A 23,351-nucleotide genomic window follows, 5' to 3' on the forward strand; every position below is an offset into this window, starting at 1 on the left:
ATCCCCAAAAATCAGCGTTGAATCTGATTTGCCGGCCCGTGGGAATCCCAATTCCTTAAATCGTCACTACGGCCTAGAACATCTTTCTGTAGACGACGAATCCGGACTTCTCGCCGACCTTGTCGTAAAGTTGCATCGCCGTGTGGTTCGTCTCATGCGTCAGCCAGTAGACGCGGTTCGCGCCCGCCTGCCTAGCGCGTTCGTAGACGCCCTCGATCAGCGCCCGGCCGACGCCTTGGCCGCGCGCGGCTTGCGTGGTGAAGAGATCCTGCAAATAGCAGCTCGGCGCGATCGATGTCGTCGAGCGATGATAGAGATAGTGCACGAGACCGAGCAGGTTGCCCTCGCGCTCGGCCACCAGCGCATGCACCGGCTCATAGGCGTCGAAGAAACGCGACCAGGTCATCTGCGTGATCTCGCCGGCTAGCGCCGTCGGGCCGGAGCGCCCGTAAAACGCGTTGTAGCCATCCCACAGCGGCAGCCACTGCTCGTAATCCTGGCTCGTGACGGGGCGCACGGTGAGTTGACCGGACATGGCGAAACCTTTGTCGTTGAACCAACGGAGCAAACAGTGGCCGCTGCTCGACAGCAATGGGCCAGCCCGCCGCAATGCTTTCCACTTGCGGGACGCGAGCCGCCGCCTTGACGCTTGCCGGCCCGGCAACTAGGGAAGCGTCATCCTGCGCTTTCCGAGGCCGCCTTGACCATCGAGATCCCCGCCCATATGCATCCCAGCCGCTCCTTCCAGGGGCTGATCCTGACCTTGCACAATTACTGGGCGGACTATGGTTGCCTCATCCTGCAGCCCTACGACATGGAAGTCGGCGCCGGCACCTTCCACCCGGCCACCACCTTGCGCGCGCTGGGCCCCTTGCGCTGGAACGCCGCTTACGTGCAGCCCTCGCGCCGGCCGAAGGACGGCCGCTATGGCGAAAACCCGAACCGCCTGCAGCATTATTACCAGTATCAGGTGATCCTGAAACCCAATCCGCCGAACCTGCAGGAACTCTATCTCGGCTCGCTCGAGGCGATCGGCGTCGATCCGCTGCTGCATGACATCCGCTTCGTCGAGGACGACTGGGAAAGCCCGACGCTGGGCGCCTGGGGGCTCGGCTGGGAATGCTGGTGCGATGGCATGGAAGTCTCGCAGTTCACCTATTTCCAGCAGGTCTGCGGCATCGAATGCGCGCCGGTGGCGGGCGAGCTGACTTACGGCCTGGAGCGGCTCGCCATGTATGTCCAAGGCGTCGACAATGTCTATGACCTGAACTTCAACGGCCGCGAAGGCGCCGAGAAGGTCACTTACGGCGACGTCTTCCTGCAGGCCGAGCAGGAGTATTCGCGCCACAATTTCGAATTCGCCAACACCGCGATGCTGCTGAGACACTTCGAGGACGCCGAGGCCGAGTGCAAGGCGCTGCTCGATGCCGGCACGCCCAAGCCGAGCGACAATCTGGCGATGCACCGCATGGTCTTTCCGGCCTACGACCAATGCATCAAGGCGAGCCACGTCTTCAACCTGCTCGACGCGCGCGGCGTGATCTCGGTCACCGAGCGGCAAAGCTACATCCTGCGTGTGCGCAATCTGGCCAAGGCGTGCGGTGAAGCGTTCCTCAAGACGCGGGCTGGCGGGCTGGCGGCGGCTTAAGCCGACACGGCTTTCACGGTCTCGGCGGCGGCGCTCGGCAAAGCGATCTGCGCCGTTGCGCCGTCGATCATACGCATGGCCTGCCTGACCCCCGGCATCGTGATCGTGCCATGCGCCTGGGCGGCGAAGCAGGCGCTGAGCGCCAGGATCTGCAGGGTTCTCGATGCCGTCTTCATCGTCGTTCAGCCAATAGGTCTCTGCCTGAGCGTTTGTCGCTTCAGCGCAGCGTTCGGTTCATGGGAAGTTCTGCTCCAAGGACGGGTGGACCGGCACCAACCCGACAGTGGGTGGCAAAATTCCGCGAAATCGATTGAAGAGGCGGTCTGCTTGCGGGGTGACAGCGGCCGGCCGAGTTGCTATGCGCTCTTACCTCCCCCTTGATGGGGGAGGTCGCCGCGAAGCGGCGGGTGGGGGTGACTGGCGCTTCCCTATGCCAAAACTTGACCGTTTCAAGTTGCAGTCAGCACGAAGGCTCCGCGCCTCGATGACCGACGAAGAACGGCTGCTCTGGCGGCACCTGTGGCGCATTCCGGTCGAAGGGACACACTTCCGCCGACAGGCGTCAGTCGGCGCCTACTATCCAGATTTCATCTCGCATCGGCTGAAGCTGATTGTCGAAGTGGACGGCGCCCACCACAGCGCTGACGATCAGCTGCGCCGTGATGAAGTTCGAACACGATGGTTTGAAGCCAAGGCTATCGCGTCGTCCGCTTCTGGAACCATGAGATAAAAAACGAACTGGATTCTGTGCTCGATACAATTTATGCGGCGGTGGAAGAACGGAAATCACACCTGCATCTGCGCGATGGTGCCGAAGGTATTGGCGGCTGAGAGGCCGCCACCCCGCCCCGGCGCTACGCGCCGACCCTCCCCATCAAGGGGAGGGTGGGGAGCTTAACTATGCCCGATCTGCTCTTGGAACTTCGCTCCGAGGAAATCCCCGCCCGCATGCAGCGCAAGGCGGCCGGCGACCTCAGGAAGATGCTGGCCGACGGTCTGGTCGAGGCGGGTCTGACCTATGAGGCGGCGCGTGAATATTGGACGCCGCGGCGCCTGACGCTCGACATAAGGGGCCTGACCGCGCGTTCGAAGGACATCCGCGAGGAGATCAAGGGGCCGTCGACCACGGCGCCCGAGCAGGCGGTGCAGGGCTTCCTGCGCAAGGCCGGCCTGTCATCGATTGCCGAGGCGCATGTCCATTCCGACCCGAAGAAGGGCGACTTCTACGTCGCCCATATCGCGAAGCCGGGCAGGGCGGCGGAAGAAATCATCGCCGAGCTGGTGCCGGGCATCATCAGGAACTTCCCCTGGCCCAAATCGATGCGCTGGGGGCCGGCCTCGGCCAAGCCCGGCTCGCTACGCTGGGTGCGCCCGCTGCAGTCGATCGTCTGCACCTTCGGCCCGGAGACCGAGGAGCCGGTGGTGGTCGATTTCGAGATCGACGGCATTCGCGCCGGCAACGTCACCTTTGGCCATCGCTTCCACGCGCCGGGCGCGATCACCGTGCGCCGCTTCGACGACTATGTCTCAAAGCTCGAAGCGGCCAAGGTCGTGCTCGACGCCGACCGGCGCAAGGAGATCATCCTGGCCGATGCCCGCAACATCGCCTTCGCCAACGGGCTCGACCTCGTCGAGGATGAGGGCCTGCTGGAGGAAGTCTCCGGCCTGGTCGAATGGCCTGTCGTGCTGATGGGCGAGTTCGAGCAGGATTTCCTCACCATTCCGGGCGAAGTCATCCGCCTCACCATCCGCGCCAACCAGAAATGCTTCGTCACCCGGCCGCAGGGGGCGGCCGACGATCTGTCCAACCGTTTCATCCTCGTCGCCAACATCGAGGCCAAGGATGGCGGCAAGGAGATTGCCTACGGCAATGGCAAGGTGGTCAGGGCGCGCCTCTCTGATGCGCTCTATTTCTGGAAGACCGACCAGGGCGACCTGCCGGACCTCGACCAGCTCGGGGAATCGGCGGCGAAATTCGACCTGGATTTGAAGAAGCCGCTCGACCAGCGCATGGCGCGGCTCGATCATCTGAACGTGACCTTCCACGCCAAGCTCGGCACGCAAGGGGAGAGGGTCGCGCGCATCAAGCGGCTGGCTGAGGAGCTTGCCTTGGTCGTCGGCGCCGACAGCGCGCTCGTCGCCCGCGCGTCGGTGCTCGCCAAAGCCGATCTGCAGACCGAAGTGGTCGGCGAGTTTCCCGAACTGCAAGGCGCCATGGGCCGCAAATATGCGCTGCTGCAGGGCGAGCATGCATCCGTGGCCGCGGCCGCCGAGGAGCACTACAAACCGCAGGGCCCGTCCGATCGCGTGCCCACCGATCCGGTCTCGGTTGCGGTGGCGCTCGCCGATAAGCTCGACACGCTGACCGGCTTCTGGGCGATCGATGAAAAGCCCACGGGCTCGAAGGATCCGTTTGCCCTCAGAAGGGCAGCGCTTGGTGTGGTCAGGATCCTCATCGAGAACCGTATCCGGCTGGCGCTGGCGTCTGTTTTCGCCAAGGCCTTTGCAAACTTCAAAGGCGGCGCGGATCAGTCGTCCGACCTCCTCGCCTTCTTCCATGACCGCCTGAAAGTCTACCTCCGAGACCAGGGCGCCAGGCACGACCTCATCGATGCCGTCATCACGCCTGCGTCCGACGATCTGCTCCAGATCGTCCGCCGCGTCGAGGCGCTCGGCTCCTTCCTCGACAGCGAGGACGGCAGAAACCTGCTGGCCGGCACCAAGCGTGCGGCCAACATCCTGGCTGCCGAGGAGAAGAAGAAAACCGTGGTGGCCGAGACTGTTGAGCCGGCGCTGTTTCGCGAGGATGCGGAAAAGAAGTTGTTTGCGGCGGTGAATCAGGCCGAGAAGGAAGCCGGCCAAGCAATTCAAAACGAAGATTTTTCCGCCGCCATGCTGGCGCTTAGCGTGTTGCGCGAACCGGTTGATTCATTCTTTGAGGGCGTTCTCGTGAATGATGAGGACCAGGCCGTGCGCGCCAACCGGCTGGCGCTGCTTGCCCGCATCCGCGCCGCCACCGACCAGGTCGCCGACTTCTCCAAAATCGTCGGCTGACGGTTCGAAAAATCGTAGGCTCGCTACCGGTCGCATCCGCTAGGATGCGGGCAGGCTTGAACAATTCGGCGCTCGAAATTTAATGCGCCGGAGCCGGCTTACAGTCATACGGCGATGACCTCCGCATGGGAGAACTGGTCCATGTCGCCCAGAAGCGCTGAGCGGTTCTGGGGCAACGACATGCATCAACCAAAGACTTAAGGCGCGTTCCCCGAGATCGTTTCCCGCGGCGCGCCGTAAGACGTTCCCAAACACGGAGGCATGCCATGAATTCCGTTGACGATATCGACCTGATTGAAGAGACCCCGGCCGCCGCCGAGGCCATCGAATCCGCTTCCGAAAACCTCCTCGACCACGCCGCTGCCGCGGCGGTCGAATCTGCCGATCCGTCCGAGGACGATGAGGAAGATGACGAAGACGGCGAGGAGGCCACTGCCTCGGCCGACGACGAGTCGGAAGACGAGGATGAAGATGACGACGAAGACGGCGACGACGAAGACGATGACGCCGACGAAGAAGCCAAAGCCTCGGGCGACGATCAGTCCGACGACGAGGATGAAGATGGCGACGACGATGAAGACGACGCCGACGAGTCCGACGATGACGACAAGGAAGAAGCGGCCTGAGCCGTCTCCTGTCGTGTGAAGCATGAGGGGCGGCGCGTTACGCGTCGCCCTTTTTCGTCAGGCTCGTCAATCTTCCAGGAAGATTGACCCGTCAATCGTCAGAAGCTGACCTAGTCAGTCTTCCACGATGCTGACCCGCACGCTGTCCGGATAGACGTCGACCTCGATCAGCGGCTCGCCATTGACGATCGCGCGCCGGGTCGAGTTGCTCATGGCGCCGCCGCGTTCCAGCATGCGCTGCAGGTCGGCGCGCGAGCCGTCGCTGCGGAACCAGGGATCGCCCTGGTCGTCGCCGTCGCGCCGATGGAACTTGTGCCAGTTGGCGCGGTCCTGCCGCACCATCTGCGCCGCGCTGCCGAGCGGATAGCCGTCGCTGGCGCGATGATCGCGATCGGAAATCCGCGCCGTGTAAGAGCCGAGCATATCATCGGCACTCGCCGTGCCCGCGCCCAGCGCGATTGCCGCCATCAGGCCGGCGACGGCGATTGCTTTCGAAACAGTCATGAAATCCCCCTTTTTGAAACGCCAGCGCCATCGTGCCCGATCCGCATGACGGAGATCGGACAAAGTTCAAGCGCCTAGCATATCGAGGTGGTATCCAGTGTGATCTACATCGCCTTGCCGACGCGCGGCAGTGGCTGGGCAGTTTGCGGTTGCGCCTGTGGCTGCGCATCGGCTGTCGCGCCTGGCTGGGCGGCGGTCTTGCCGCTGCCGTTCGAAGCGGACGCGCTGCCGTTAGCGGGCGTTGCCGGCGAAGTGCCGTTTGCCGGCGCGGTGGTGGCGGGTGTGGTTGTGGCTGTTGCAGGCTTCGCCGACGCGGTCGCCGCCGGCGCTGCGAAAGCGCCGCCGACAATACCGCCCCGGATGATCATCGGTGCCTGCTGGTGCCCGGATTTCTCGGGGATTGCCGCGACCTTTTCATCGGTGACGGCGGGCATAGGGTCGCCAAGCGCGATCATCGACGGCGTCGAGGCCGCGGACAGCTTGGTCGGCTCGATCGCATTCAGCCTGACGACGGAAGGCGTGGAGGTCGAGGGTCCGACCACGACGATCGACGAGGCATGTGCCGCACCGTTCATCGCCAGAAGGCTGATACCGAACGCTCCAAGCAAACGCATCACAAGAACTCCCAAGCCCGCAACCGCATCAAACCCGCACCTTAGGGCCGGCACATTGAAGCCGGCTTGCTTGGAAACTTAACATTTTAGGGATTGATAAATCACCAATGCCCGCACTTGCCCGATGCAAGCGGCCGTATTACGGGACCGGCATGTTCAGGACTGGTGGCGAATTTGGCTGAGATACTGGCGATCGGCGAGGCTCTGGAGCGCGCTTTGGCGTTGCTCGAAGGCGGCGACGTCGTCGCCATTCCGACCGAGACGGTTTACGGCCTGGCTGGCGATGCCACCAATGGCGTTGCCGTGGCGCGCATTTTCGAGGCCAAGGGCCGGCCGCGCTTCAACCCGCTGATCGCCCATGTCGCGGATCGCGCCATGGCGGACCGTATCGCCGGCTTCGATCCGCTGTCGGCAAGATTGGCCGAAGCCTTCTGGCCCGGCCCGCTGACGCTGGTGCTGCCGCACAGGGCGGACAGCGGCATCCATCCGCTGGTCACCGCGGGGCTGGACACGATCGCGCTGCGCATGCCGCGCGGGTTCGGCGGCGGGCTGATCGCGCGGCTCGGCCGGCCGCTCGCGGCCCCCAGCGCCAATTCCTCCGGAAAGATCAGCGGCACGACGGCAGGCGCGGTCGCCGCCGATCTCGGTGACAGGATCAGGCTGGTCGTCGATGGTGGCGCGACGCCTGTCGGACTGGAATCGACCATCGTCAAGGTCGAGGACGGCAGGCTGCGGCTGCTGCGGCCCGGCGGCATCGGCGCCGAGGAGATCGAGGCGGTGGCCGGCGCGAAACTATCGCGCGGCGCGAGCGGCATCGAGGCGCCGGGCATGCTTGCCTCGCATTACGCGCCGGGCACTGCGATGCGGCTTAATGTCGGGGACGTTGCCGAAGGCGAGGCTTTGCTTGCGTTCGGCCGCAATCGCGCCGAGGGCTGGGAACGGGCCGCTGTGTTGCGCAACCTCTCCGAAACGGGCGACCTGCGCGAGGCAGCCAGCAATCTGTTCGCCTTCATGCAGGCGCTCGATCGTGTCGGCGCCGCGACCATCGCCGTCGAGCCGATCCCGTTGGAGGGCCTGGGCGAGGCGATCAACGACCGGCTTGCCCGCGCCGCCGCGCCGCGTGACAAGCTCGCCTGAGCGCCCTAGGGTTTGTTTCATGAACGACCAGCCCTTCGATCTCGATCCCGCCGTCATCGACCGCTTCGCAGCCATCGTCGGCGACAAATATGCCTTGCGCGACCAGGCCGACATCGCGCCTTACATCACCGAGCGGCGTGGCCTTTGGCATGGCCGGACATCGCTGGTGCTGCGCCCCGGCAGCGTCGAGGAAGTGAGCCGCATCATGCGGCTGGCAACCGAGACCGGAACGCCGATCGTGCCGCAGAGCGGCAACACCGGGCTGGTCGGCGCCCAGGTGCCGGACAAATCCGGACACGACATCGTGCTGTCGCTGTCCAGGCTGAACCGCATCCGCGAGATCGATGTCCTGTCGAATACGGTGACCGCCGAGGCCGGCGTCATCCTGCAGACCCTGCAGGAAGCGGCTGACGCCGCTGGCCGGCTGTTTCCGCTGTCGCTCGCCGCCCAGGGGTCCTGCCAGATCGGCGGCAATCTTTCCTCCAATGCCGGCGGCACCGGCGTGCTGGCCTATGGCAATGCGCGCGAGCTCTGCCTCGGCGTCGAGGTCGTGCTGCCGACCGGCGAGGTGTTCGACGACCTGCGCAAATTGAAGAAGGACAACACCGGCTACGATCTGAAGAACCTTTTCGTCGGCGCCGAAGGCACGCTCGGCATCATCACCGCCGCGGTGCTGAAGCTTTTCCCGAAGCCGAAAGGCAGGGAGGTCGCCTTTGCCGGCCTGCCGTCGTCCCCGCACGACGCGCTTTCGCTGTTCACGCTGGCGATGGATCGCGCCGGCGCCTCGCTCACCGCTTTCGAACTGATCGCCAGAAGGCCCTACGACTTTACGCTGAAGCATGGGCAAGGCATCACCCGGCCGCTGGCCGACGACTGGCCATGGTATGTGCTGATGCAGGTCTCTTCCGGCCGTTCCGAAGAAGACGGCAGGGCGCTGATCGAAGAGATTCTTTCAGCCGGCCTTGAGCAAGGCATCGTCGGCGACGCGGTGGTGTCGGCAAGCCTTGCCCAGGGCGATGCTTTCTGGAACTTCCGCGAGACGCTCCCCGAATGCCAGAAGCCGGAGGGCGCCTCGATCAAGCACGACATCTCGGTGCCCATCGCCTCGATCCCCGAGTTCATCGAAAAGGCGGCCGGTGTGGTGGAAGGGGTTTGCCCCGGCGCGCGCGTCGTCTGCTTCGGCCACATGGGCGACGGCAATCTTCACTACAACATCTCGCGTCCGGTGGATTGGGCGGACGAGGCGTTCCTCGAGCTCTACCATCCCATGAACAAGGCGGTGCACGATGTCGTGCGCTCCTTCCATGGCTCGATCTCGGCCGAGCACGGCATCGGCCAACTGAAGCGCGACGAGCTGATCGCCACGGCGCCGCCGATGGCGATCGACCTGATGCGGCGGGTGAAGGCGGCCTTCGATCCGGCCGGCATCATGAATCCCGGTAAGGTTATCTGATCCTCACCACATCGGGCGCTGGTCGCATTCCGATAACCATCGGCTCAGATCAGCAAAATTTAACCGACTTTCTTAAGCGCGCCGGTAAGAAGCGAGCGCTAATGTTTCTTCCCACAACGAGGCCGGAAAAACCGGCCCTGAGAGAACCGGAAAACGGCCCTCAGGACTAACAGGGAAGACATCGATGAACACCGGACTGAAGCCAGTCTGGGCCGGACGCAACATGCGTCTCGACCCGTTTCGCCTGCCGCAAATGGTGAGCTACGCCACGCGCGACGACTATGGCGATGTTACCTTCACCATCGACCAGCGCGGCGCGGTCATCCGCCGTGTGCTGGAGATGAGCGGCGTGCCGGCGATCATCGCGCTGCCCCCCAATGCGTTCCGCGGCGTCGCCGCCCGCGCCATGGAGGATCCGGACGGCAACGTCACGGTGACGCTGGAACTGCTGCACAATGATCCGATGCTGTCGGTGCCGCTTCTGGTCGCCGACGACCTCGACGATGTCGCCGCCGACTGGCGTGCCTGGGCCGACGCCTATCGCCTGCCGATGCTTCTGATCGAGGCCGACGGCATCGCCCGCACGCTGGAAGAATCGCTCGGCGCCGCCATCAAGGCGCTGCCGCCGCAGGAGCGCCGCAAGGGCCGCGTCTCCAACATGCGCCGCCCGCGCTTTCTTGCCCGCCGCAAGTCCGGCAACCTTGGCCTGAGACTGGTCATCGATGGCCAGGAGATTATCGCAAGGGAGTAGGTTTCTTCTCCCCGTGGAACGGGGAGAAGGAAGACTACACCAGTGGCTTCAGCCATATCCACACCGAACCGCCGATCAGGCCGAGGAAGATCAGCCAGCCGACCTGGTTGTTCGACTTGAACAGCTTCAGGCACTGGTCGGGATTGTCGATGTCGAGCCGGATGATCTGGCGCGCCATATGCGCGCCGGCGGCGATCAGCCCGGCCAGCGCCACCACGGGCACCTGCGCCGAAGCGAAGGCGATGGCGAAGCAGACCAGCGCGCCGCCATAGAGCCCGACCAGCCAGGTCTTGGTGTTGTCGCCGAACAGCCGCGCCGTCGAGCGCACGCCGACGATGGCGTCGTCTTCCTTGTCCTGATGCGCGTAGATCGTGTCGTAGCCGATCACCCACAGGATCGAGCCGATATAGAGCATGATGGCTGGATCATCGATGTCGCCGAACTCGACCGCCCAGCCCATCAGCGCGCCCCAGGAGAAGGCGAGCCCCAGCACGAATTGCGGCCAGTTGGTGATGCGCTTCATGAAGGGATAGACGGCCACGATCGCCAGCGAGGCGATGCCGAGCGGAATGGCGAAGCTGTTGAACTGCAACAGCACGGCAAGCCCGATAAGCGCCTGGATGATGACGAAAGCCCAGGCCTGGCGGCGCGTGACCTTGCCGGCCGGCAACGGCCGCGAGCGGGTGCGCTCGACCTGGTTGTCGATGTCCACGTCGGCGAGGTCGTTGTAGGCGCAGCCGGCGCCGCGCATGGCCACGGCGCCGACGAAAAACAGGAACAGGTACCAGGGCGCCGGCAGCAGCGTCAGCAGCGGGTCGGTCGGGCGCGGATAGGCGCCCGCGGCAAGTGCCGCCGACCACCAGCACGGCCACAACAAGAGCTGCCAGCCGATAGGCCGGTCCCAGCGCGCTAGCTGCGCGTAGGGCCAGAGCCAGCGCGGCAGCACCCGGTAGACCCAATGGCCGCTCGGCGCGTCGGCGACCCGGCCCTGTGCTGCTTTCGACTGGACGGTTTCCATCACGCTGGAGTGGCAGCAGCAAGCAGCGCCGTCAAGCGGCCGCGTTGTCGCTCAAGTGTTGAAAACTTGGGCGTTGAAGCCCTAGGCGGTGAAAACATCGTGACTGGCAAACCATGCCTTGGCGACGTCGATAAAGGCCACGGCCGCCTTCGACAAGCGCTGGCGCGTGTCATGGGTCAGGATGATGCGCTGCATGGGCAGCGGATCGGAAAGCGGCTTGCAGACCAGCGGCAGCCCGTCATAGCTGCGGTCGCCATGCGGCCTCGTATAGCTGACCGCGACGCCGAAGCCGTTGGCCACCATGGAGCGCTGCAATTCGAACGAGCTCGTCGCCGCCCGGGCTATCGGCGACAGGCCGCGGCTAAGGAAAAGGTCCAGCATGTGCTGCCAGCTGTGCGGCTGGTCGGTGGTGATCAGTGGATGCTGCGCCAGTTCGGCCAGGCTGACGGCATGCTTGTCCGCCAGCTCATGGCCGGCCGGCAAAAGCGCGTGCGGCCGCAGCTCATGCAGCAGAATGCGCTTGAAATGCCCGGGCAGGCCGAGATCGTAGGTGAGGCCGAGATCGACGGCGCTGTCGGCCAGGCGCCGCCCCAGCGTGTCGAAGGTTTCGTCGCCGATGACGACCGTGACGGCCGGGCAGCGCTCGGCGAAGGCGCGCATCAGCGCCGGCGCGAAATAGGGCGCCAGGTCCTCGAAGCAACCGAGCACCAATTCGCCGCCGACGTCGGCATCGCGCGATCCGAGCGCCGCCAGTTCGTCCGCTTCGCCCAGCACCTGCCTTGCCTTGGCGACGGCCCTGCGGCCGAAGGATGTCAGCGCAACGCCGCTTCCGCGCTGGCGCACGAACAGCTTCTGGCCAAGCGCGTCCTCGACATTGTCGATCGCCACCGAAATCGAAGGCTGCGAAACATTGAGCGCCGAGGCGGCCGCGGTCACGCTGCCATAGCGGGCCACGGCAACGACATAGCGCAACTGGGTGAGGGTCGGTCTCATAGGTAAAAACTATAAACTAGATGACAAGTTATTATTTTACGCGATGTCCAGCGCTTGCGATAGTCGCTCGCCTAATCAAGGAGAGCGCCATGGCCAGCCCAAAGATCGATGCTTCGACGATTGCCGACTATCAGCGCGACGGCGCTGTCTGCATCCGCGGTGCCTTCAAGGACTGGGTCGATGTCATCGCCGACGGCATCGAGCGCAACATTGAGAACCGCAGCGCCACGGCTTCCGACATTGCCGGCGGCAAGGGCAGCTTCTTTGACGACTACTGCAACTGGGAGCGCATCCCGGAATTCGTCAGGATCGTCAGGGAATCGCCGGCCGCCGAGCTCGCGGCCGCGGTCATGCAGTCGCGCACCGCTCAGTTCTTCCACGATCACGTCCTGGTCAAGGAACCCGGCACGCAGAAGCCGACGCCGTGGCACCAGGACATTCCCTATTACTTCGTCGACGGCAGCCAGACGGTGAGCTTCTGGATCCCGATCGATCCGGTGAAGGAAGCGACGCTGAGGCTGATCGCCGGGTCGCACAAATGGGAAAAGATGGTGTTGCCGGTGCGCTGGCTGAACGACGACAACTTCTATGCCGGCGAGGGCGACTACCGGCCGGTGCCGGATCCCGACAACGATCCCTCGATGAAGGTGCTCGAATGGGAAATGGAGCCCGGCGACGCCATCCTGTTCGACTTCCGCACGGCGCACGGCGCGCGCGGCAACCTGACCTCGGCGCGCCGCCGGGCGCTGTCGCTGCGCTGGGTCGGCGACGACGCGCGTTATGTCGAGCGTCCCGGCCGCACCTCGCCGCCCTATACCGGCCACGACATGAAGCCCGGCCAGAAATTGCGCGAGGACTGGTTCCCGGTCGTTTTCCAGAGCTAGAGTCGTCTTCCGGGCTTGAGTCGTTTTTCCGGCCCGGCCGGCGACGGGACTTGCCTCATTCCCCTCGATGCGGGCCATGTTCCCGTGCGCAATTGCCGCCAAAATGCCAAGATGCCTTGACCCATCGCCCGCGGACCAATAGCGGGTTCTCTCGACGAGGACGATCGGCAGCAAGAGGTGGCCATGAATGTTCTTCTTCTCGGCTCGGGTGGCCGCGAACATGCGCTCGCCTGGAAGATGGCCGCCTCGCCGCTGCTGACGAAGCTCTACGCCTCGCCAGGCAATCCGGGCATCGGCCGTGTCGCCGAACTGGTCAAGCTCGACGTCGCCGACCACTCCGCCGTCGCCTCCTTCTGCCAGGAGAAGAAGATCGACCTGGTGGTGGTCGGTTCGGAAGGTCCGCTGGTGGCCGGCATCGCCGACGACCTGCGCGCCTGGGGCATCCGCGTATTCGGTCCGTCAAAGGCGGCGGCGCGGCTCGAGGGTTCGAAGGGCTTCACCAAGGATCTTTGCGCGAAGTTCAACATCCCGACCGCCGCCTATGGCCGTTTCAGCGACCTCGCCTCGGCAAAGGCCTATGTCGAGGAGACCGGCGCGCCGATCGTTGTCAAAGCCGACGGCCTTGCCGCCGGCAAGGGCGTCACCATCGCCATGACGCTGGAGGAGGCGAACGCCGCGCTCGAAGCCTGTTTCGACGGCGCTTTCGGTGCCGCTGGAGCCGAGGTGGTGGTCGAGGAATATCTGACCGGCGAGGAGGCGAGCTTTTTCTGCCTGTGCGACGGCGCCACGGCGCTGCCCTTCGGCACCGCGCAGGACCACAAGCGCGTCGGTGACGGCGATACCGGGCCGAACACCGGCGGCATGGGCGCCTATTCGCCGGCGCCGGTGATGACGCCGGAAATGACCGAGCGCACCATGCGCGAGATCATCGAGCCGACCATGCGCGGCATGGCCAATATCGGCGCGCCCTTCGCCGGCATCCTCTTCGCCGGCCTGATGATCACCGACAGCGGCCCCAAGCTGATCGAGTACAACACCCGCTTCGGCGATCCCGAATGCCAGGTGCTGATGATGCGGCTGAAGGACGACCTGCTCGTCCTGCTCAACGCCGCCGTCGACGGCCAGCTCGCGCATATGTCGGTGCGCTGGAGCGACGAGACGGCGTTGACCGTGGTGATGGCGGCAAGGGGCTATCCGGGCACCCCGGAAAAGGGCTCCGTCATCCGCGGTCTCGACAAGGTGGAAGGCGTCCAGGTCTTCCATGCCGGCACTGCCATCAATGGCGGCGCGCTGGTCGCCAATGGCGGGCGTGTGCTCAACGTCACCGCTTTGGGCGCCACCGTCGGCGAGGCGCAGGCAAAGGCCTACGCGGCGATCGATCGTATCGACTGGCCGCAAGGCTTTTACCGCCACGACATCGGCTGGCGCGCTGTCGAGCGTGAGAAAGGCGCCGCCTGATCAGGCGGCCTGGCTCCTGCCGCCCTTGCGTGCCCAGGCCGGCAGCCAGTCGCCGTGAGCGGCAAGCAGGTCGTCGACCAGTGACCAGATCTGGTCGAGGTCGAGCTCGGCCGCGGTATGCGGGTCCATCATCGCCGCATGGTAGATGTGCTCGCGGTTCTCGCTGATCAGCGCTCGCACCGTCAGTTCCTGGACGTTGATGTTGGTGCGGATCAGCGCCGTGAGCTGCGGCGGCAATTCGCCAATGTAAGTGGGCTGGATTCCGGAAGCATCGACCAGGCACGGCACTTCCGCCGCGCAATCGAAAGGCAGCGAGGGGATGCAGCCATTGTTGCGCACATTGCCGTAGATCACCGACGGCTCGCCGGTCCACACCGAATTCATGATCGAGGAAGCATATTCCCTGGACTGCTCGACCTCGATCCGGTCCGCCGAGCGGTAGGCTTCCGCCTGGCCCTTCCAGCGCTCGATCTGCTCGATGCAGCGTTTTGGATATTCGTCGAGCGGGATGCCATATTTCTCGATCAGGTCGGGGCGGCCATCCTTGATGAAATAGGGCGTGTACTCGGCGAAATGCTCGGAGCTTTCGGTAACGAAATAGCCGAGCCGGGTCAGCATCTCGTAGCGCACCTTGTTCGGGCAGCGCGGGTTCCAGCCGGGCTTCGGCGCGCGGCCCTCGCGATAGGCGCGCAGGAGATCGGGATAAAGGTCGCGGTAGGAACCGTCCGGCCGGCGATGCTCGAACTTGAGATAAAACGCCATGTGGTTGATGCCGGCCGAGCGATAGCGGATCTCCTCATAGGGAAGGTCGAGGTCGTGCGCCAGTTCCATCGCCGTGCCCTGCACCGAATGGCAAAGCCCGACCTGCTTGATCGTGGGATATTTCTCGGCGATCGCCCAGGTGTTGATCGCCATCGGGTTGACATATTGCAGCATGATCGCCTCCGGGCAGACGGCGAGCATGTCCTCGCAGATTGTCCATAGATGTGGCACGGTCCTCAGGCCCCGCATGATGCCGCCGACGCCCAGCGTGTCGGCGATCGTCTGGCGCAGGCCGTATTTCTTCGGCACCTCGAAGTCGGTCACGGTGCAGGGCTCGTAGCCGCCGATCTGGAAGGCGACGACGACGAAGTCGGCGCCGGAAAGCGCCTTGCGCTGGTCCGAATAGGTCTCGGCCTTCGCCTTGACGCCGAGCGTCGCGATCAGCTTGTTGACGACGAGGGCGCTCTCTTCCAGCCGCTGCGGATTGATGTCCATCAATGCGATGGTGGCGCCGGATAGCGCCGGCCGCTGCAGCACGTCGCCGACGATGTTCTTCATGAACACCGTCGAGCCGGCGCCGATGAACGTGATCCTGGGATTTCTTGCCACTTTAAAGCCTCCGGCACTTCTCTAAGCCACGTCGAAAGCGGCCCTGACGAGCCGTTCGGTGTAGGCGGTCTTGGGATTGGAAAGGACCTCGTCGACGGGCCCCTGCTCGACGATCTTGCCATGCTGCATGACGATGACGCGGTGGCACAGCGCCCGCACCACCTTGAGGTCGTGCGAGATGAAGAGATAGCTCAGGCCGCGCTCGTCCTGCAGCTTTCGCAACAGGTCGATGATCTGTGCCTGCACGGAAAGGTCCAGCGCCGAAGTCGGCTCGTCGAGCAGGATGAATTCGGGCTCCAGCGCAATCGCCCGCGCGATCGCGATGCGCTGCCGCTGGCCGCCGGAGAATTCATGCGGGAAGCGCGACAGGATATTGCCGGGCATGCCGGCGCTGGCCAGCGCCTCGCGCACCCGCTCGTTCCGCTCGCGCCGCGTCGCGCCCAACCGGTTGACGACCAGCCCTTCCTCGATGATCTGGCCGATTGTCATGCGCGGATTGAGCGAGGAGAACGGGTCCTGGAAGACGATCTGCATGCGCGAGCGCAGCGGCCGCATTCCGGCGCGCGTCAGCTTCTCGATCGGCTGTCCGTCGAAGCGGATCTCGCCGCGCTTGGCGTCGAGCAACCGAAGCAGGGCTTGCCCGAAAGTGGTCTTGCCGGAGCCGGATTCGCCGACCAGACCAAGCGTCTCATGGCGGCAGAGCTTCAGGCCGAGATCGTCGACGGCGACCAACTCGCGCCAGTCCGGCCTCATGAAAGAGCCGTGGCGCAGCATGAAGCAGACGCGCACGCCATTCGCCTCAAGGATCGTGCGGGACTTGTCGGGCAGCACCTTCGGCCGTCCGTGTGGCTCGGAAGCGAGCAGCCGCTGCGTGTAGGGATGTTGGGAATTGGCAAAGAGCCGCTCGGTGACGTTATGCTCGCGCATCTCGCCATGCTGCATGACATAGACGTAGTCGGAGAATTTGCGCACCACGGTGAGATCGTGCGTGATCAGGATCACCGCCATCCGCAGCTCTTTCTGCAGGTTGCGGATCAGGTTCAGGATCTGCGCCTGCACGGTGACGTCGAGCGCCGTGGTGGGCTCGTCGGCGATCAGCACGTCGGGGTCGTTGGCCAAGGCCATGGCGATCATGACGCGCTGGCGCTGGCCGCCCGAGAGCTGGTGCGGATATTGCTTCAGCCGCGCCTCCGGCTCAGGGATCTGGACATGCCGCAGGAGTTCGAGCGCGCGCGCCCCGGCTTGCCTGCGGCTCACCTTGCGGTGCACCCGGATCGCTTCGACGATCTGGCTGCCGACCGTGTAGATCGGGTTGAGCGAGCTCATCGGCTCCTGGAAGATCATCGAGATGCGGTTGCCGCGCAGCTTGCGCCGCGAACTCTCCGGGAACTTCAGGATGTTCTGCCCGAGATAGTCGACGCTCGACCGCGGCGAGACCGTCGCGCGGCGCGACAACAGCCCCATGACGGTGCGCGCCGTCACCGACTTGCCGGAGCCGGATTCGCCGACGATCGCGATCGTCTCGCCGCGATAGAGCTGGAACGAGACGTCCTTCACCGCCTCGACGGTGCCGTGCTCGACCTTGAAGGCGACCTCGATGTTGCGGGCGTCGATCACAGGCTGATCATGGCGACCGCTATGATCATGCCGGACGGCCGGTGCGAAATTGTCTGCGAGCGCGATCGTCGTCATCCGGCCACCTCAATAGGGATCGACGGCATCGCGCAGGCCATCGCCCAGCGCGTTGAAGGCAAAGACGGTGATCAGCACGAAGCCGACCGGCGACAGGATCCACGGATAGGTGCCGATGACCGAATAGGTCGCGGTGTCCTGCAGCATCAGGCCCCATGAGATCAGCGGCGGCTTCACCGCGAAGCCGAGGAAGCCGAGGAAGGATTCGAGCAGCACCACCGTCGGGATCGCCAGCGTCACGGCGACGATCACGTGGCTCATCACATTGGGGAAGATGTGCTGCATGATGATGCGGCGGTCGGTGGCGCCGACCGCCATGGCGGCGCGCACATAGTCGATGCGCGCCAGCGCCAGCGTCTTGCCGCGCACCTCGCGCGACATCTGCGCCCAGCCCAGCGCCGACATGACGATGATGACGAAGGCGAGGAAGACATTGGTCGGCGCGGTGACCGGGATCAGTGTCGTCAGGGCCAGATAGAGCGGCAGTTGCGGGAAGGCGAGCACAAGCTCGACGAAGCGCTGCATCCAGACGTCGAACCGGCCGCCGAAATAGCCGGAGATCATGCCGACGCTGGTGCCGATGACCGTGATGATGAAGACCACCGTCAGCGCGATCATCAGCGACACGCGCGAGCCGTGGATGGCGCGCGACAGCACGTCGCGGCCGAACTTGTCGGTGCCGAGGAAATGCACCGGCTGGCCGTCCATCGAGGAAAACAAGTGCCGGTTCATCGGGATGAGCCCGAAGAGCTTGTAGGCCGCGCCTTCGACGAAGAAGCCGAGCAGCCTTGGATGGTCGTAGTCGGGGCCGACGATCGGCTGGAAGGTGACCGGATCGAGATCGGCCGAATCGGCCAGCGCATAGACCCGCGGCCGCGCGACGAAATTGCCGTCCTTGTCGTGGAAAGCGGGCACTTGCGGCGGCGCGAAGGCGACGTCGGTCGCCTTGGGGTCCATCGGCGCCAGGAATTCGGCGAACACCGCCATGACCAGCAGCAGCACGACCAGCCAAAGCCCGGCCATGCCGGTCCAGGAGCGCTTCAGCCGGCGCCAGACGAGCGCGATGTAGCTCTCATTGCCATGCGCGGCTTCGGCTTTGGTTACGCCTTCGGCCGGCAAGGGCGTAAGGGATGGGGGCGGGGGTGAGGGATCGCGGGCCAGCATCTAGCGCTTCCCGAATTGGCGGATGCGCGGGTCGAGCAGGACGAGCAGCATGTCGGCGATGATGTTGCCGACGATCAGCGTCGCCGACAGCACCATCATGAAGGTGGCCGTGACATAGACGTCGCCGACCGCCATGGAACCGACGATCGCCGGGCCGACGGTGGGCAGCGCGAAGATGATCGCCGTCTCGATCTCGCCGGTCAGCATATAGGGCAGCACCACGCCCTGATACATCACCAGCGGATGCAGCGCGTTGGGCACGGCATGGCGCATGACGACGGCGCCGCCGGTCAGGCCCTTGGCCCTGGCCGTCTCGACATATTGCGCGTTGAGCGTGTCAAGCAGATTGCCGCGCATGACGCGCATATTGTAGGCGAGGCCGCCGAAGGTCGCGATCGCCACCACCGGCCAGACATGCTTGATGAGGTCGACGAGCTTCGCCCACGACCATGGCGCGCCGCCATATTGCGGCGAAAAGAACGAGCCGATCTCGGAGACGTTGAACTGGAAGACCAGCAGATAGACGATGATCAGCGCCATCAGGAAACGCGGCACCGTCATGCCGAGGAACGAGATCGCCGAAAGTGTCGAGTCGATCCAGGAATATTGCCGCGTCGCCGCCCATATGCCGAAGCTGATGCCGAGCACCGAGGCGAGCAGATGGCAGACCAGCGCCAGAAGCAAGGTGCGCGGCAGGCGCTCGCCCACCACGTCGGCCACGGGCTTGTTGTAGTAGAGGCTGTAGCCGAAATCGCCGCGGGTGACGATACCGCCGATCCAGTTGAGGTACTGGACGGGCAGCGGCTTATCGAGGCCATGCTCGACGCGGTAGGCCTGGGCTTGCGCTTCAGCCTCGGCGTAGGAAGCGCCGCCCTGGTTGATCAGCTGCGAGCGGATATAATCCGCATAGTCGCCGGGCGGCGCCTGGATGATGGCGAAGGTGACGAGGCTCAGGATTGCGAGGACGGGAAGCGCCGACGCTATGCGCATAAGCAGGAATCGCAGCATGGGGGGTCAGCTTCCTTTCTGGCCGGTCGCTCCCTGAGGTGCGTTCGGAGGTTTCGTTGTCCGGCCGCGCCGCGGCGCGGCCGGACGTCTTTTCGTCAGGGGAGGTAAACCTTACATCGGACCCTTGTCACCCGGTTTGCCGGGAAGCTCCTCCGGATACAATTCGTGCTTCGCCTGCTTGTCGGCGGCGACGAAGACACGTTCGCGGACGATCGAATCCTCGGCCCAGTTGAACATGTAGATCGGTGTGCCTTGCGGGATGTTGGAGAACCGCTTGTTGATGATGAGCGCGCCCGGATACTCGGTCAGCCCGACATTGTAGACATGCTCGGTCGATATCTTCTGGAACTTTCGCATCAGGTCGGCACGCTGGTCGTTGTCCTGCGTCGTCACGAACTTGTTGACGATGTCGACGAGGTCCTTCTCGAAGGGCATCAGGTCGACCTCGCCGCTTTCCGGCGCGCGGTGATTCCAGCTGGTCTTCGGGCCGACGGGAGCAAGTTGCTCGGTGTTTTGCACCACCGAGGTCAGCTCGGTCTCGTTGCGCCGGATCAGCCAGTCGAAACGGCCGGAATATTGGATGGCGTCGCGCTGCGTTCCGTTAACCCCGTTGAGCACGACCCTCAGCCCGAGCTTCTCCATCTGCGCGACCACGCCTTCGGCAAGGCTCTTGTCGGTGGTGTAGTCGTTGTTGACCAGCATCACGATCTCGACGTTCTTGCCGCCGGCGGTGCCGGCCGGGAAGTTCACGATACCGTCGCCGTCGGTGTCCTTCAGCCCGGCCTTGGCAAGCTCGGCCTTGGCGCCTTTGAGATCGAACGGATAGTAGACCGTCGATTTGCGGTCGTAGAAGCTGGTGCCCGACGAGAAGCCGCCCGGATAGATGGCGGTGAATGGACCCTTGACCAGCGAGTCGCCCAGCGCCTTGCGGTCGAGCGCCATGGTCACCGCCTTGCGGAAGTCCTCGTTGCGGTTCAATTCACGCACCGCCTGCCCGCGTTCGTCCGGGTTGCCCCAGCCATTGGCGGAAAAATTCATGCGCAGATTGTAGCCGATGAGGCGCGGGCCGAAGGCAAGCCGGGCCGGCGCGTTCGAGTCGGCAGCGCGCTTCAGCGAGGCGACGAAATTCTCCGGCTGCTCAAGGTTGGAGAAGTCGCCGGAGCCCGCCACCGCCTGGACGTCGCGGTCGGCCCAGGTCGACAGCTTGTATTGCAGCTCGTTGAGATAGGGCAGCTGGTTGCCCTTTTCGTCGACCTTCCAATAATAGGGGTTGCGCCGCATGACGATGATATCGTCCGGCCGGTATTCGACCGGCACCCAGGCGCCCATCACCGGCATATTCATATAGTCCGGCGGGAAGGCATTCTTGAACTGGTCGTAAGTGTTCTTCGAGTATTTCGGATGCTGCGGCTTCAGGATGTGCGAAGGGCCGGGACAGAAGGTGCCGTAGGCCATCGCATAGAGATATTGCCGCGGGAACGCCTCCTTGAACGTCCACTCGACGGTGTAGTCGTCGATCTTCTTCAGAGTCGTGCCGACCCCGAAGGTTTCCGGCGTGGCGCCGTTCAGCGGCGAGACGTTCGGATCGACGACCTCGTCATCCCAGTAGAACATGACGTCGTCGGCGTTGAAGGGCGCGCCGTCGGACCATTTGGCGCCTTCGATCAGATGCATGGTGAGCTTGTGGCCGTCGCTCGACCAGTCCCAGCTCTTGGCGAGGTTGGGCAGCGGCTCGGTGTCCTTGGCTTCGACCTGGAACAGCGGCGCCGTGCGCGTCAGGCATTCGGACAGGCCGATATCGATCCCGCCCCAACCCTGCGTCTGGCCTGCGCCGTAGTTCCAGCCCTCCGGCCTGCCGCCGATGACGTGACGCATCGTGTCGCCGTAGACGCCGATGCCGTCCGGCATGTTGCCCGTCTTGAAGACCAGCGGCTCCTTGGGCAACCGGTCCTTGACCGGCGGCAGCTTGCCGGTCTTGACGTATCTCTCCGTCACCCAGTCCGGCTCGTGATATTCGGGCAGCGCCTTGAACTCCAGGATGGAGTCGCGCGCCACATAGTGGATCTTGCCCTCGGCCGGGAACGTCGCCGGCTCCGGCGGGATCGTCGGCTCGGATGCCAAGGCGTATGCCGGAACGGCAACGCTCATCGCCAGTCCGGCGGCAAAGCCAATTCTGCGTAAGGTCCTCATCGTCTCCTCCCAGTTGTTTGGACGCCTGCTGCTGCCCGCCTCTTGTTTCTGGACGGCTGATCCGGCGGACGCGCCTCCTGCGCGTCCGCCTGCTTGCCGGGGATCTCAGCCGGCTTGTTTGAGCGCCGCCTTTTCGGCGCGCAATTCCTCGATCGAGCGGACGCTGCGGCGCGCCGCGCCCGCCCATTCGCGAGTCTTGACCTTGGATTTCGAGAGCCGCTCCTTTGCCGCCGGAATGGCATCGGCATATTGCGGCAGCCACTGCGCCTGGGCGACGACCATCTCGTCCACCATCTGCCAGACTTCTTCCGGCGTCGATACCGCACCCACCAGCGGATCGTGCAGCACGGCGAGCTTGAGCAGGTCGATGTCGCCAGCGATCGCCGCGTGCACCGACATGCGCTGGACGTTGATCGAGGCCATGCAAGTCGCCGCGCAGGCCTCCGGCAGCGTGATGCCGCCGGCCATGTTGATGCCGAAACGGTCGACGAAGCCGGGCGACTCGATGATGGCGTCCTGTGGCAGGTTGGTGATCACGCCGTTATTCTTGACGTTGAAATGGCCCCGATAGACGCGATTGGTCTCAAGCGCTTCCAGAATGTGGCTGGCGTGTTCGTTGGAGCGCTTGGCCGGGTCGATCGGCTTCGACGCCGCTTCGAGGAATTGCGGATACTCCGTCTCGAACCAGTTGCGGGTTTCCGTCGAGTAGCGCAGATAGCCGCCGGTCTCGCCATGGATCCAGTCGGACATGTCGATCCAGCGCGTGATCTCCTCGGGACGCTTGCGGTACCAGGGCAGATATTCCGACAGATGCCCGTTGCTTTCGGTCGAGTAGACGCCGAAGCGCTTCAGCACATCGATGCGCAGCTTTTCCTGCTTCGAATAGACCGGATGCGCCTCGAAGGCGGCGACCAGCTCGTCCTTGCCGATCGGCCGGCCGTTCAGCCTGAGCTCGATGAACCAGGTCTGGTGGTTGATGCCGGAGCAGACATAGTCGAGCTCCTTGGGCGATTTCGCGCCGAGCACCTCGGCGATCTGCTCGGCGCCGTGCTGGACGCCGTGGCAGAGCCCGACCGTGTCGACCTTGCCGTACTCGATCGCCGCCCATGTGTTCATGGCCATGGGGTTGGCATAGTTGAGGAACTTAGCGTTGGTATCGGCGACCTCGCGAATATCCCGGCAGAAGTCGAGGATCACCGGAATGTTGCGCTGGCCGTAGAGAATGCCGCCGGCGCAGATCGTGTCGCCGACGCATTGGTCGATGCCATATTTGAGCGGGATGCGAATGTCGTCAGCATAGGCTTCGAGCCCGCCGACGCGCACGCAGCTGATGATGTAGCGCGCGCCCTCCAGCGCCTCGCGGCGGTTCGTGGTCGCCGTCACCCTGGTCGGCAATCTGTTCGCCTCGACGATCCGGTCGAGGATCGCCTTGATCATCGCCAGATTGTGCTCGCTGACATCGGTCAGCGCGAATTCAATGTCCTTGAATTCCGGCACGCACAGGATGTCGGTGAACAGCTTCTTGGTGAATCCGACGCTGCCGGCGCCGATAATAGCGATTTTGAAACTCATCACCTTCACCTCGATCAAATCGAATGCTAGGCAAGGAGCAGCAAGGGAGGATATGGCCGCACGCAACAGCGCGCCCGCCATTCAAAGCCGGAAATCCGGCTCTTTTCTCCTCCCGCCCGCTCCTCGACCGCGGGTCTTTCGCGTCTTGAGGGCCGGATTATGCGCTTATTCGCCGGCGCGGCCAGAGAAGGATTATGCTTTCGAGGGTAATTTT

Annotated in this window: 20 protein-coding genes and 1 pseudogene; 9 read left to right on the forward strand and 12 right to left on the reverse strand. The window is 64.2% G+C overall.

Translation table 11 applies throughout. The features are described from left to right. Window positions 1-73 precede the first annotated feature (73 nt). Window positions 74-535, reverse strand: a complete 462-nt coding sequence (locus tag FJ417_RS30445; RefSeq protein ID WP_140785989.1) for a GNAT family N-acetyltransferase — start codon at window positions 533-535, stop codon at window positions 74-76. Window positions 536-724: 189 nt separating this feature from the next. Between FJ417_RS30445 and FJ417_RS30450 the strand changes: the two genes are divergently transcribed. Then, entirely contained in the window at window positions 725-1,648 is a 924-nt protein-coding gene (locus FJ417_RS30450; protein ID WP_176480037.1) for a glycine--tRNA ligase subunit alpha, read from the forward strand. On the opposite strand, the gene FJ417_RS30455 is transcribed toward FJ417_RS30450, so the two are convergent. Further along, window positions 1,645-1,824, reverse strand: a complete 180-nt coding sequence (locus tag FJ417_RS30455; protein WP_140785990.1) for a hypothetical protein — start codon at window positions 1,822-1,824, stop codon at window positions 1,645-1,647. The two genes, FJ417_RS30450 and FJ417_RS30455, sit on opposite strands and share 4 nt — an antisense overlap. A gap of 308 nt (window positions 1,825-2,132) precedes the next feature. Here FJ417_RS30455 and FJ417_RS30460 point away from each other — a divergent pair. From FJ417_RS30460 to FJ417_RS33320, 3 genes and pseudogenes are all read left to right on the forward strand, one after another. Further along, window positions 2,133-2,479, forward strand: a pseudogene (locus FJ417_RS30460) (DUF559 domain-containing protein). Window positions 2,480-2,548: 69 nt separating this feature from the next. Further along, window positions 2,549-4,702 (forward strand): glycine--tRNA ligase subunit beta, encoded by a 2,154-nt coding sequence (glyS, locus tag FJ417_RS30465; RefSeq protein ID WP_140785991.1) that lies wholly within the window; start codon window positions 2,549-2,551, stop codon window positions 4,700-4,702. A gap of 266 nt (window positions 4,703-4,968) precedes the next feature. Next, window positions 4,969-5,328, forward strand: a complete 360-nt coding sequence (locus FJ417_RS33320; protein ID WP_181183338.1) for an ATPase — start codon at window positions 4,969-4,971, stop codon at window positions 5,326-5,328. Window positions 5,329-5,442: 114 nt separating this feature from the next. Here the strand turns inward: FJ417_RS33320 and FJ417_RS30475 are convergent, their stop codons facing one another. Beyond that, a complete protein-coding gene (locus FJ417_RS30475) occupies window positions 5,443-5,832 on the reverse strand; it encodes a hypothetical protein (RefSeq protein WP_140785992.1) in 390 nt (129 codons plus the stop codon). 104 nt (window positions 5,833-5,936) lie between these two features. Further along, window positions 5,937-6,446 (reverse strand): hypothetical protein, encoded by a 510-nt coding sequence (locus FJ417_RS30480; protein ID WP_181183339.1) that lies wholly within the window; start codon window positions 6,444-6,446, stop codon window positions 5,937-5,939. Window positions 6,447-6,620: 174 nt separating this feature from the next. On the opposite strand from FJ417_RS30480, the gene FJ417_RS30485 reads away from it, so the two are divergent. The 3 genes from FJ417_RS30485 to FJ417_RS30495 all read left to right on the forward strand — a co-directional run bounded on the left by FJ417_RS30485 (window position 6,621) and on the right by FJ417_RS30495 (window position 9,787). Further along, the gene (locus tag FJ417_RS30485) at window positions 6,621-7,583 is read left to right on the forward strand and encodes an L-threonylcarbamoyladenylate synthase (protein WP_181183340.1); all 963 of its coding nucleotides are present in this window, start codon (window positions 6,621-6,623) and stop codon (window positions 7,581-7,583) included. 19 nt (window positions 7,584-7,602) lie between these two features. Further along, a complete protein-coding gene (locus FJ417_RS30490) occupies window positions 7,603-9,036 on the forward strand; it encodes an FAD-binding oxidoreductase (RefSeq protein ID WP_140785994.1) in 1,434 nt (477 codons plus the stop codon). A gap of 184 nt (window positions 9,037-9,220) precedes the next feature. After that, complete coding sequence (locus FJ417_RS30495) at window positions 9,221-9,787, forward strand: DUF6101 family protein (RefSeq protein WP_140659537.1); 567 nt, start codon at window positions 9,221-9,223, stop codon at window positions 9,785-9,787. Window positions 9,788-9,821: 34 nt separating this feature from the next. Here FJ417_RS30495 and ubiA read toward each other — a convergent pair whose 3' ends face one another. Further along, window positions 9,822-10,805, reverse strand: coding sequence for a 4-hydroxybenzoate octaprenyltransferase (gene ubiA / locus FJ417_RS30500; RefSeq protein WP_140786013.1), 984 nt, complete (start codon window positions 10,803-10,805; stop codon window positions 9,822-9,824). An 81-nt stretch (window positions 10,806-10,886) separates the two neighbouring features. Beyond that, entirely contained in the window at window positions 10,887-11,798 is a 912-nt protein-coding gene (locus tag FJ417_RS30505; protein WP_140785995.1) for a LysR family transcriptional regulator, read from the reverse strand. 89 nt (window positions 11,799-11,887) lie between these two features. Between FJ417_RS30505 and FJ417_RS30510 the strand changes: the two genes are divergently transcribed. Together FJ417_RS30510 and purD are read left to right on the forward strand one after the other, a co-directional pair. Then, the gene (locus FJ417_RS30510; protein ID WP_140705240.1) at window positions 11,888-12,682 is read left to right on the forward strand and encodes a phytanoyl-CoA dioxygenase family protein; all 795 of its coding nucleotides are present in this window, start codon (window positions 11,888-11,890) and stop codon (window positions 12,680-12,682) included. Between the two features lie 183 nt (window positions 12,683-12,865). Further along, window positions 12,866-14,140 carry a phosphoribosylamine--glycine ligase gene (gene purD, locus FJ417_RS30515; RefSeq protein ID WP_140785996.1) on the forward strand — a complete coding sequence of 425 codons (1,275 nt, stop codon included), beginning with the start codon at window positions 12,866-12,868 and terminating at the stop codon, window positions 14,138-14,140. On the opposite strand, the gene FJ417_RS30520 is transcribed toward purD, so the two are convergent. The 6 genes from FJ417_RS30520 to FJ417_RS30545 form a co-directional block, all read right to left on the reverse strand. Then, window positions 14,141-15,511 carry an alpha-glucosidase/alpha-galactosidase gene (locus FJ417_RS30520; RefSeq protein WP_140785997.1) on the reverse strand — a complete coding sequence of 457 codons (1,371 nt, stop codon included), beginning with the start codon at window positions 15,509-15,511 and terminating at the stop codon, window positions 14,141-14,143. A 21-nt stretch (window positions 15,512-15,532) separates the two neighbouring features. After that, window positions 15,533-17,203, reverse strand: coding sequence for an ABC transporter ATP-binding protein (locus tag FJ417_RS30525; RefSeq protein ID WP_140785998.1), 1,671 nt, complete (start codon window positions 17,201-17,203; stop codon window positions 15,533-15,535). 9 nt (window positions 17,204-17,212) lie between these two features. Then, entirely contained in the window at window positions 17,213-18,367 is a 1,155-nt protein-coding gene (locus FJ417_RS30530) for an ABC transporter permease (protein WP_140785999.1), read from the reverse strand. After that, window positions 18,368-19,375: an ABC transporter permease gene (locus FJ417_RS30535; protein ID WP_140786000.1), complete on the reverse strand. Its 1,008-nt coding sequence runs from the start codon at window positions 19,373-19,375 to the stop codon at window positions 18,368-18,370. A 111-nt stretch (window positions 19,376-19,486) separates the two neighbouring features. Further along, on the reverse strand, window positions 19,487-21,565 hold the full coding sequence (locus FJ417_RS30540; protein ID WP_140786001.1) for an ABC transporter substrate-binding protein: 2,079 nt from the start codon (window positions 21,563-21,565) through the stop codon (window positions 19,487-19,489). Between the two features lie 105 nt (window positions 21,566-21,670). Next, window positions 21,671-23,137, reverse strand: a complete 1,467-nt coding sequence (locus FJ417_RS30545; RefSeq protein ID WP_140786002.1) for an alpha-glucosidase/alpha-galactosidase — start codon at window positions 23,135-23,137, stop codon at window positions 21,671-21,673. Window positions 23,138-23,351: the final 214 nt, after the last annotated feature.

The sequence above is a fragment of the Mesorhizobium sp. B3-1-7 genome (assembly GCF_006439385.1).
Taxonomy (GTDB): Bacteria; Pseudomonadota; Alphaproteobacteria; order Rhizobiales; family Rhizobiaceae; genus Mesorhizobium.

Coding starts and splice junctions, on each gene's coding strand:
- FJ417_RS30475 (WP_140785992.1), bottom strand. CDS start 5,832: ATGACTGTTTCGAAAGCAATCGCCGTCGCCGGCCTGATGGCGGCAATC.
- FJ417_RS33320 (WP_181183338.1), top strand. CDS start 4,969: ATGAATTCCGTTGACGATATCGACCTGATTGAAGAGACCCCGGCCGCC.
- FJ417_RS30495 (WP_140659537.1), top strand. CDS start 9,221: ATGAACACCGGACTGAAGCCAGTCTGGGCCGGACGCAACATGCGTCTC.
- FJ417_RS30530 (WP_140785999.1), bottom strand. CDS start 18,367: ATGCTGGCCCGCGATCCCTCACCCCCGCCCCCATCCCTTACGCCCTTG.
- FJ417_RS30525 (WP_140785998.1), bottom strand. CDS start 17,203: ATGACGACGATCGCGCTCGCAGACAATTTCGCACCGGCCGTCCGGCAT.
- FJ417_RS30540 (WP_140786001.1), bottom strand. CDS start 21,565: ATGAGGACCTTACGCAGAATTGGCTTTGCCGCCGGACTGGCGATGAGC.
- FJ417_RS30480 (WP_181183339.1), bottom strand. CDS start 6,446: ATGCGTTTGCTTGGAGCGTTCGGTATCAGCCTTCTGGCGATGAACGGT.
- FJ417_RS30535 (WP_140786000.1), bottom strand. CDS start 19,375: ATGCTGCGATTCCTGCTTATGCGCATAGCGTCGGCGCTTCCCGTCCTC.
- FJ417_RS30490 (WP_140785994.1), top strand. CDS start 7,603: ATGAACGACCAGCCCTTCGATCTCGATCCCGCCGTCATCGACCGCTTC.
- glyS (WP_140785991.1), top strand. CDS start 2,549: ATGCCCGATCTGCTCTTGGAACTTCGCTCCGAGGAAATCCCCGCCCGC.
- FJ417_RS30510 (WP_140705240.1), top strand. CDS start 11,888: ATGGCCAGCCCAAAGATCGATGCTTCGACGATTGCCGACTATCAGCGC.
- FJ417_RS30445 (WP_140785989.1), bottom strand. CDS start 535: ATGTCCGGTCAACTCACCGTGCGCCCCGTCACGAGCCAGGATTACGAG.
- ubiA (WP_140786013.1), bottom strand. CDS start 10,805: ATGGAAACCGTCCAGTCGAAAGCAGCACAGGGCCGGGTCGCCGACGCG.
- FJ417_RS30450 (WP_176480037.1), top strand. CDS start 725: ATGCATCCCAGCCGCTCCTTCCAGGGGCTGATCCTGACCTTGCACAAT.
- FJ417_RS30455 (WP_140785990.1), bottom strand. CDS start 1,824: ATGAAGACGGCATCGAGAACCCTGCAGATCCTGGCGCTCAGCGCCTGC.
- FJ417_RS30545 (WP_140786002.1), bottom strand. CDS start 23,137: ATGAGTTTCAAAATCGCTATTATCGGCGCCGGCAGCGTCGGATTCACC.
- FJ417_RS30505 (WP_140785995.1), bottom strand. CDS start 11,798: ATGAGACCGACCCTCACCCAGTTGCGCTATGTCGTTGCCGTGGCCCGC.
- purD (WP_140785996.1), top strand. CDS start 12,866: ATGAATGTTCTTCTTCTCGGCTCGGGTGGCCGCGAACATGCGCTCGCC.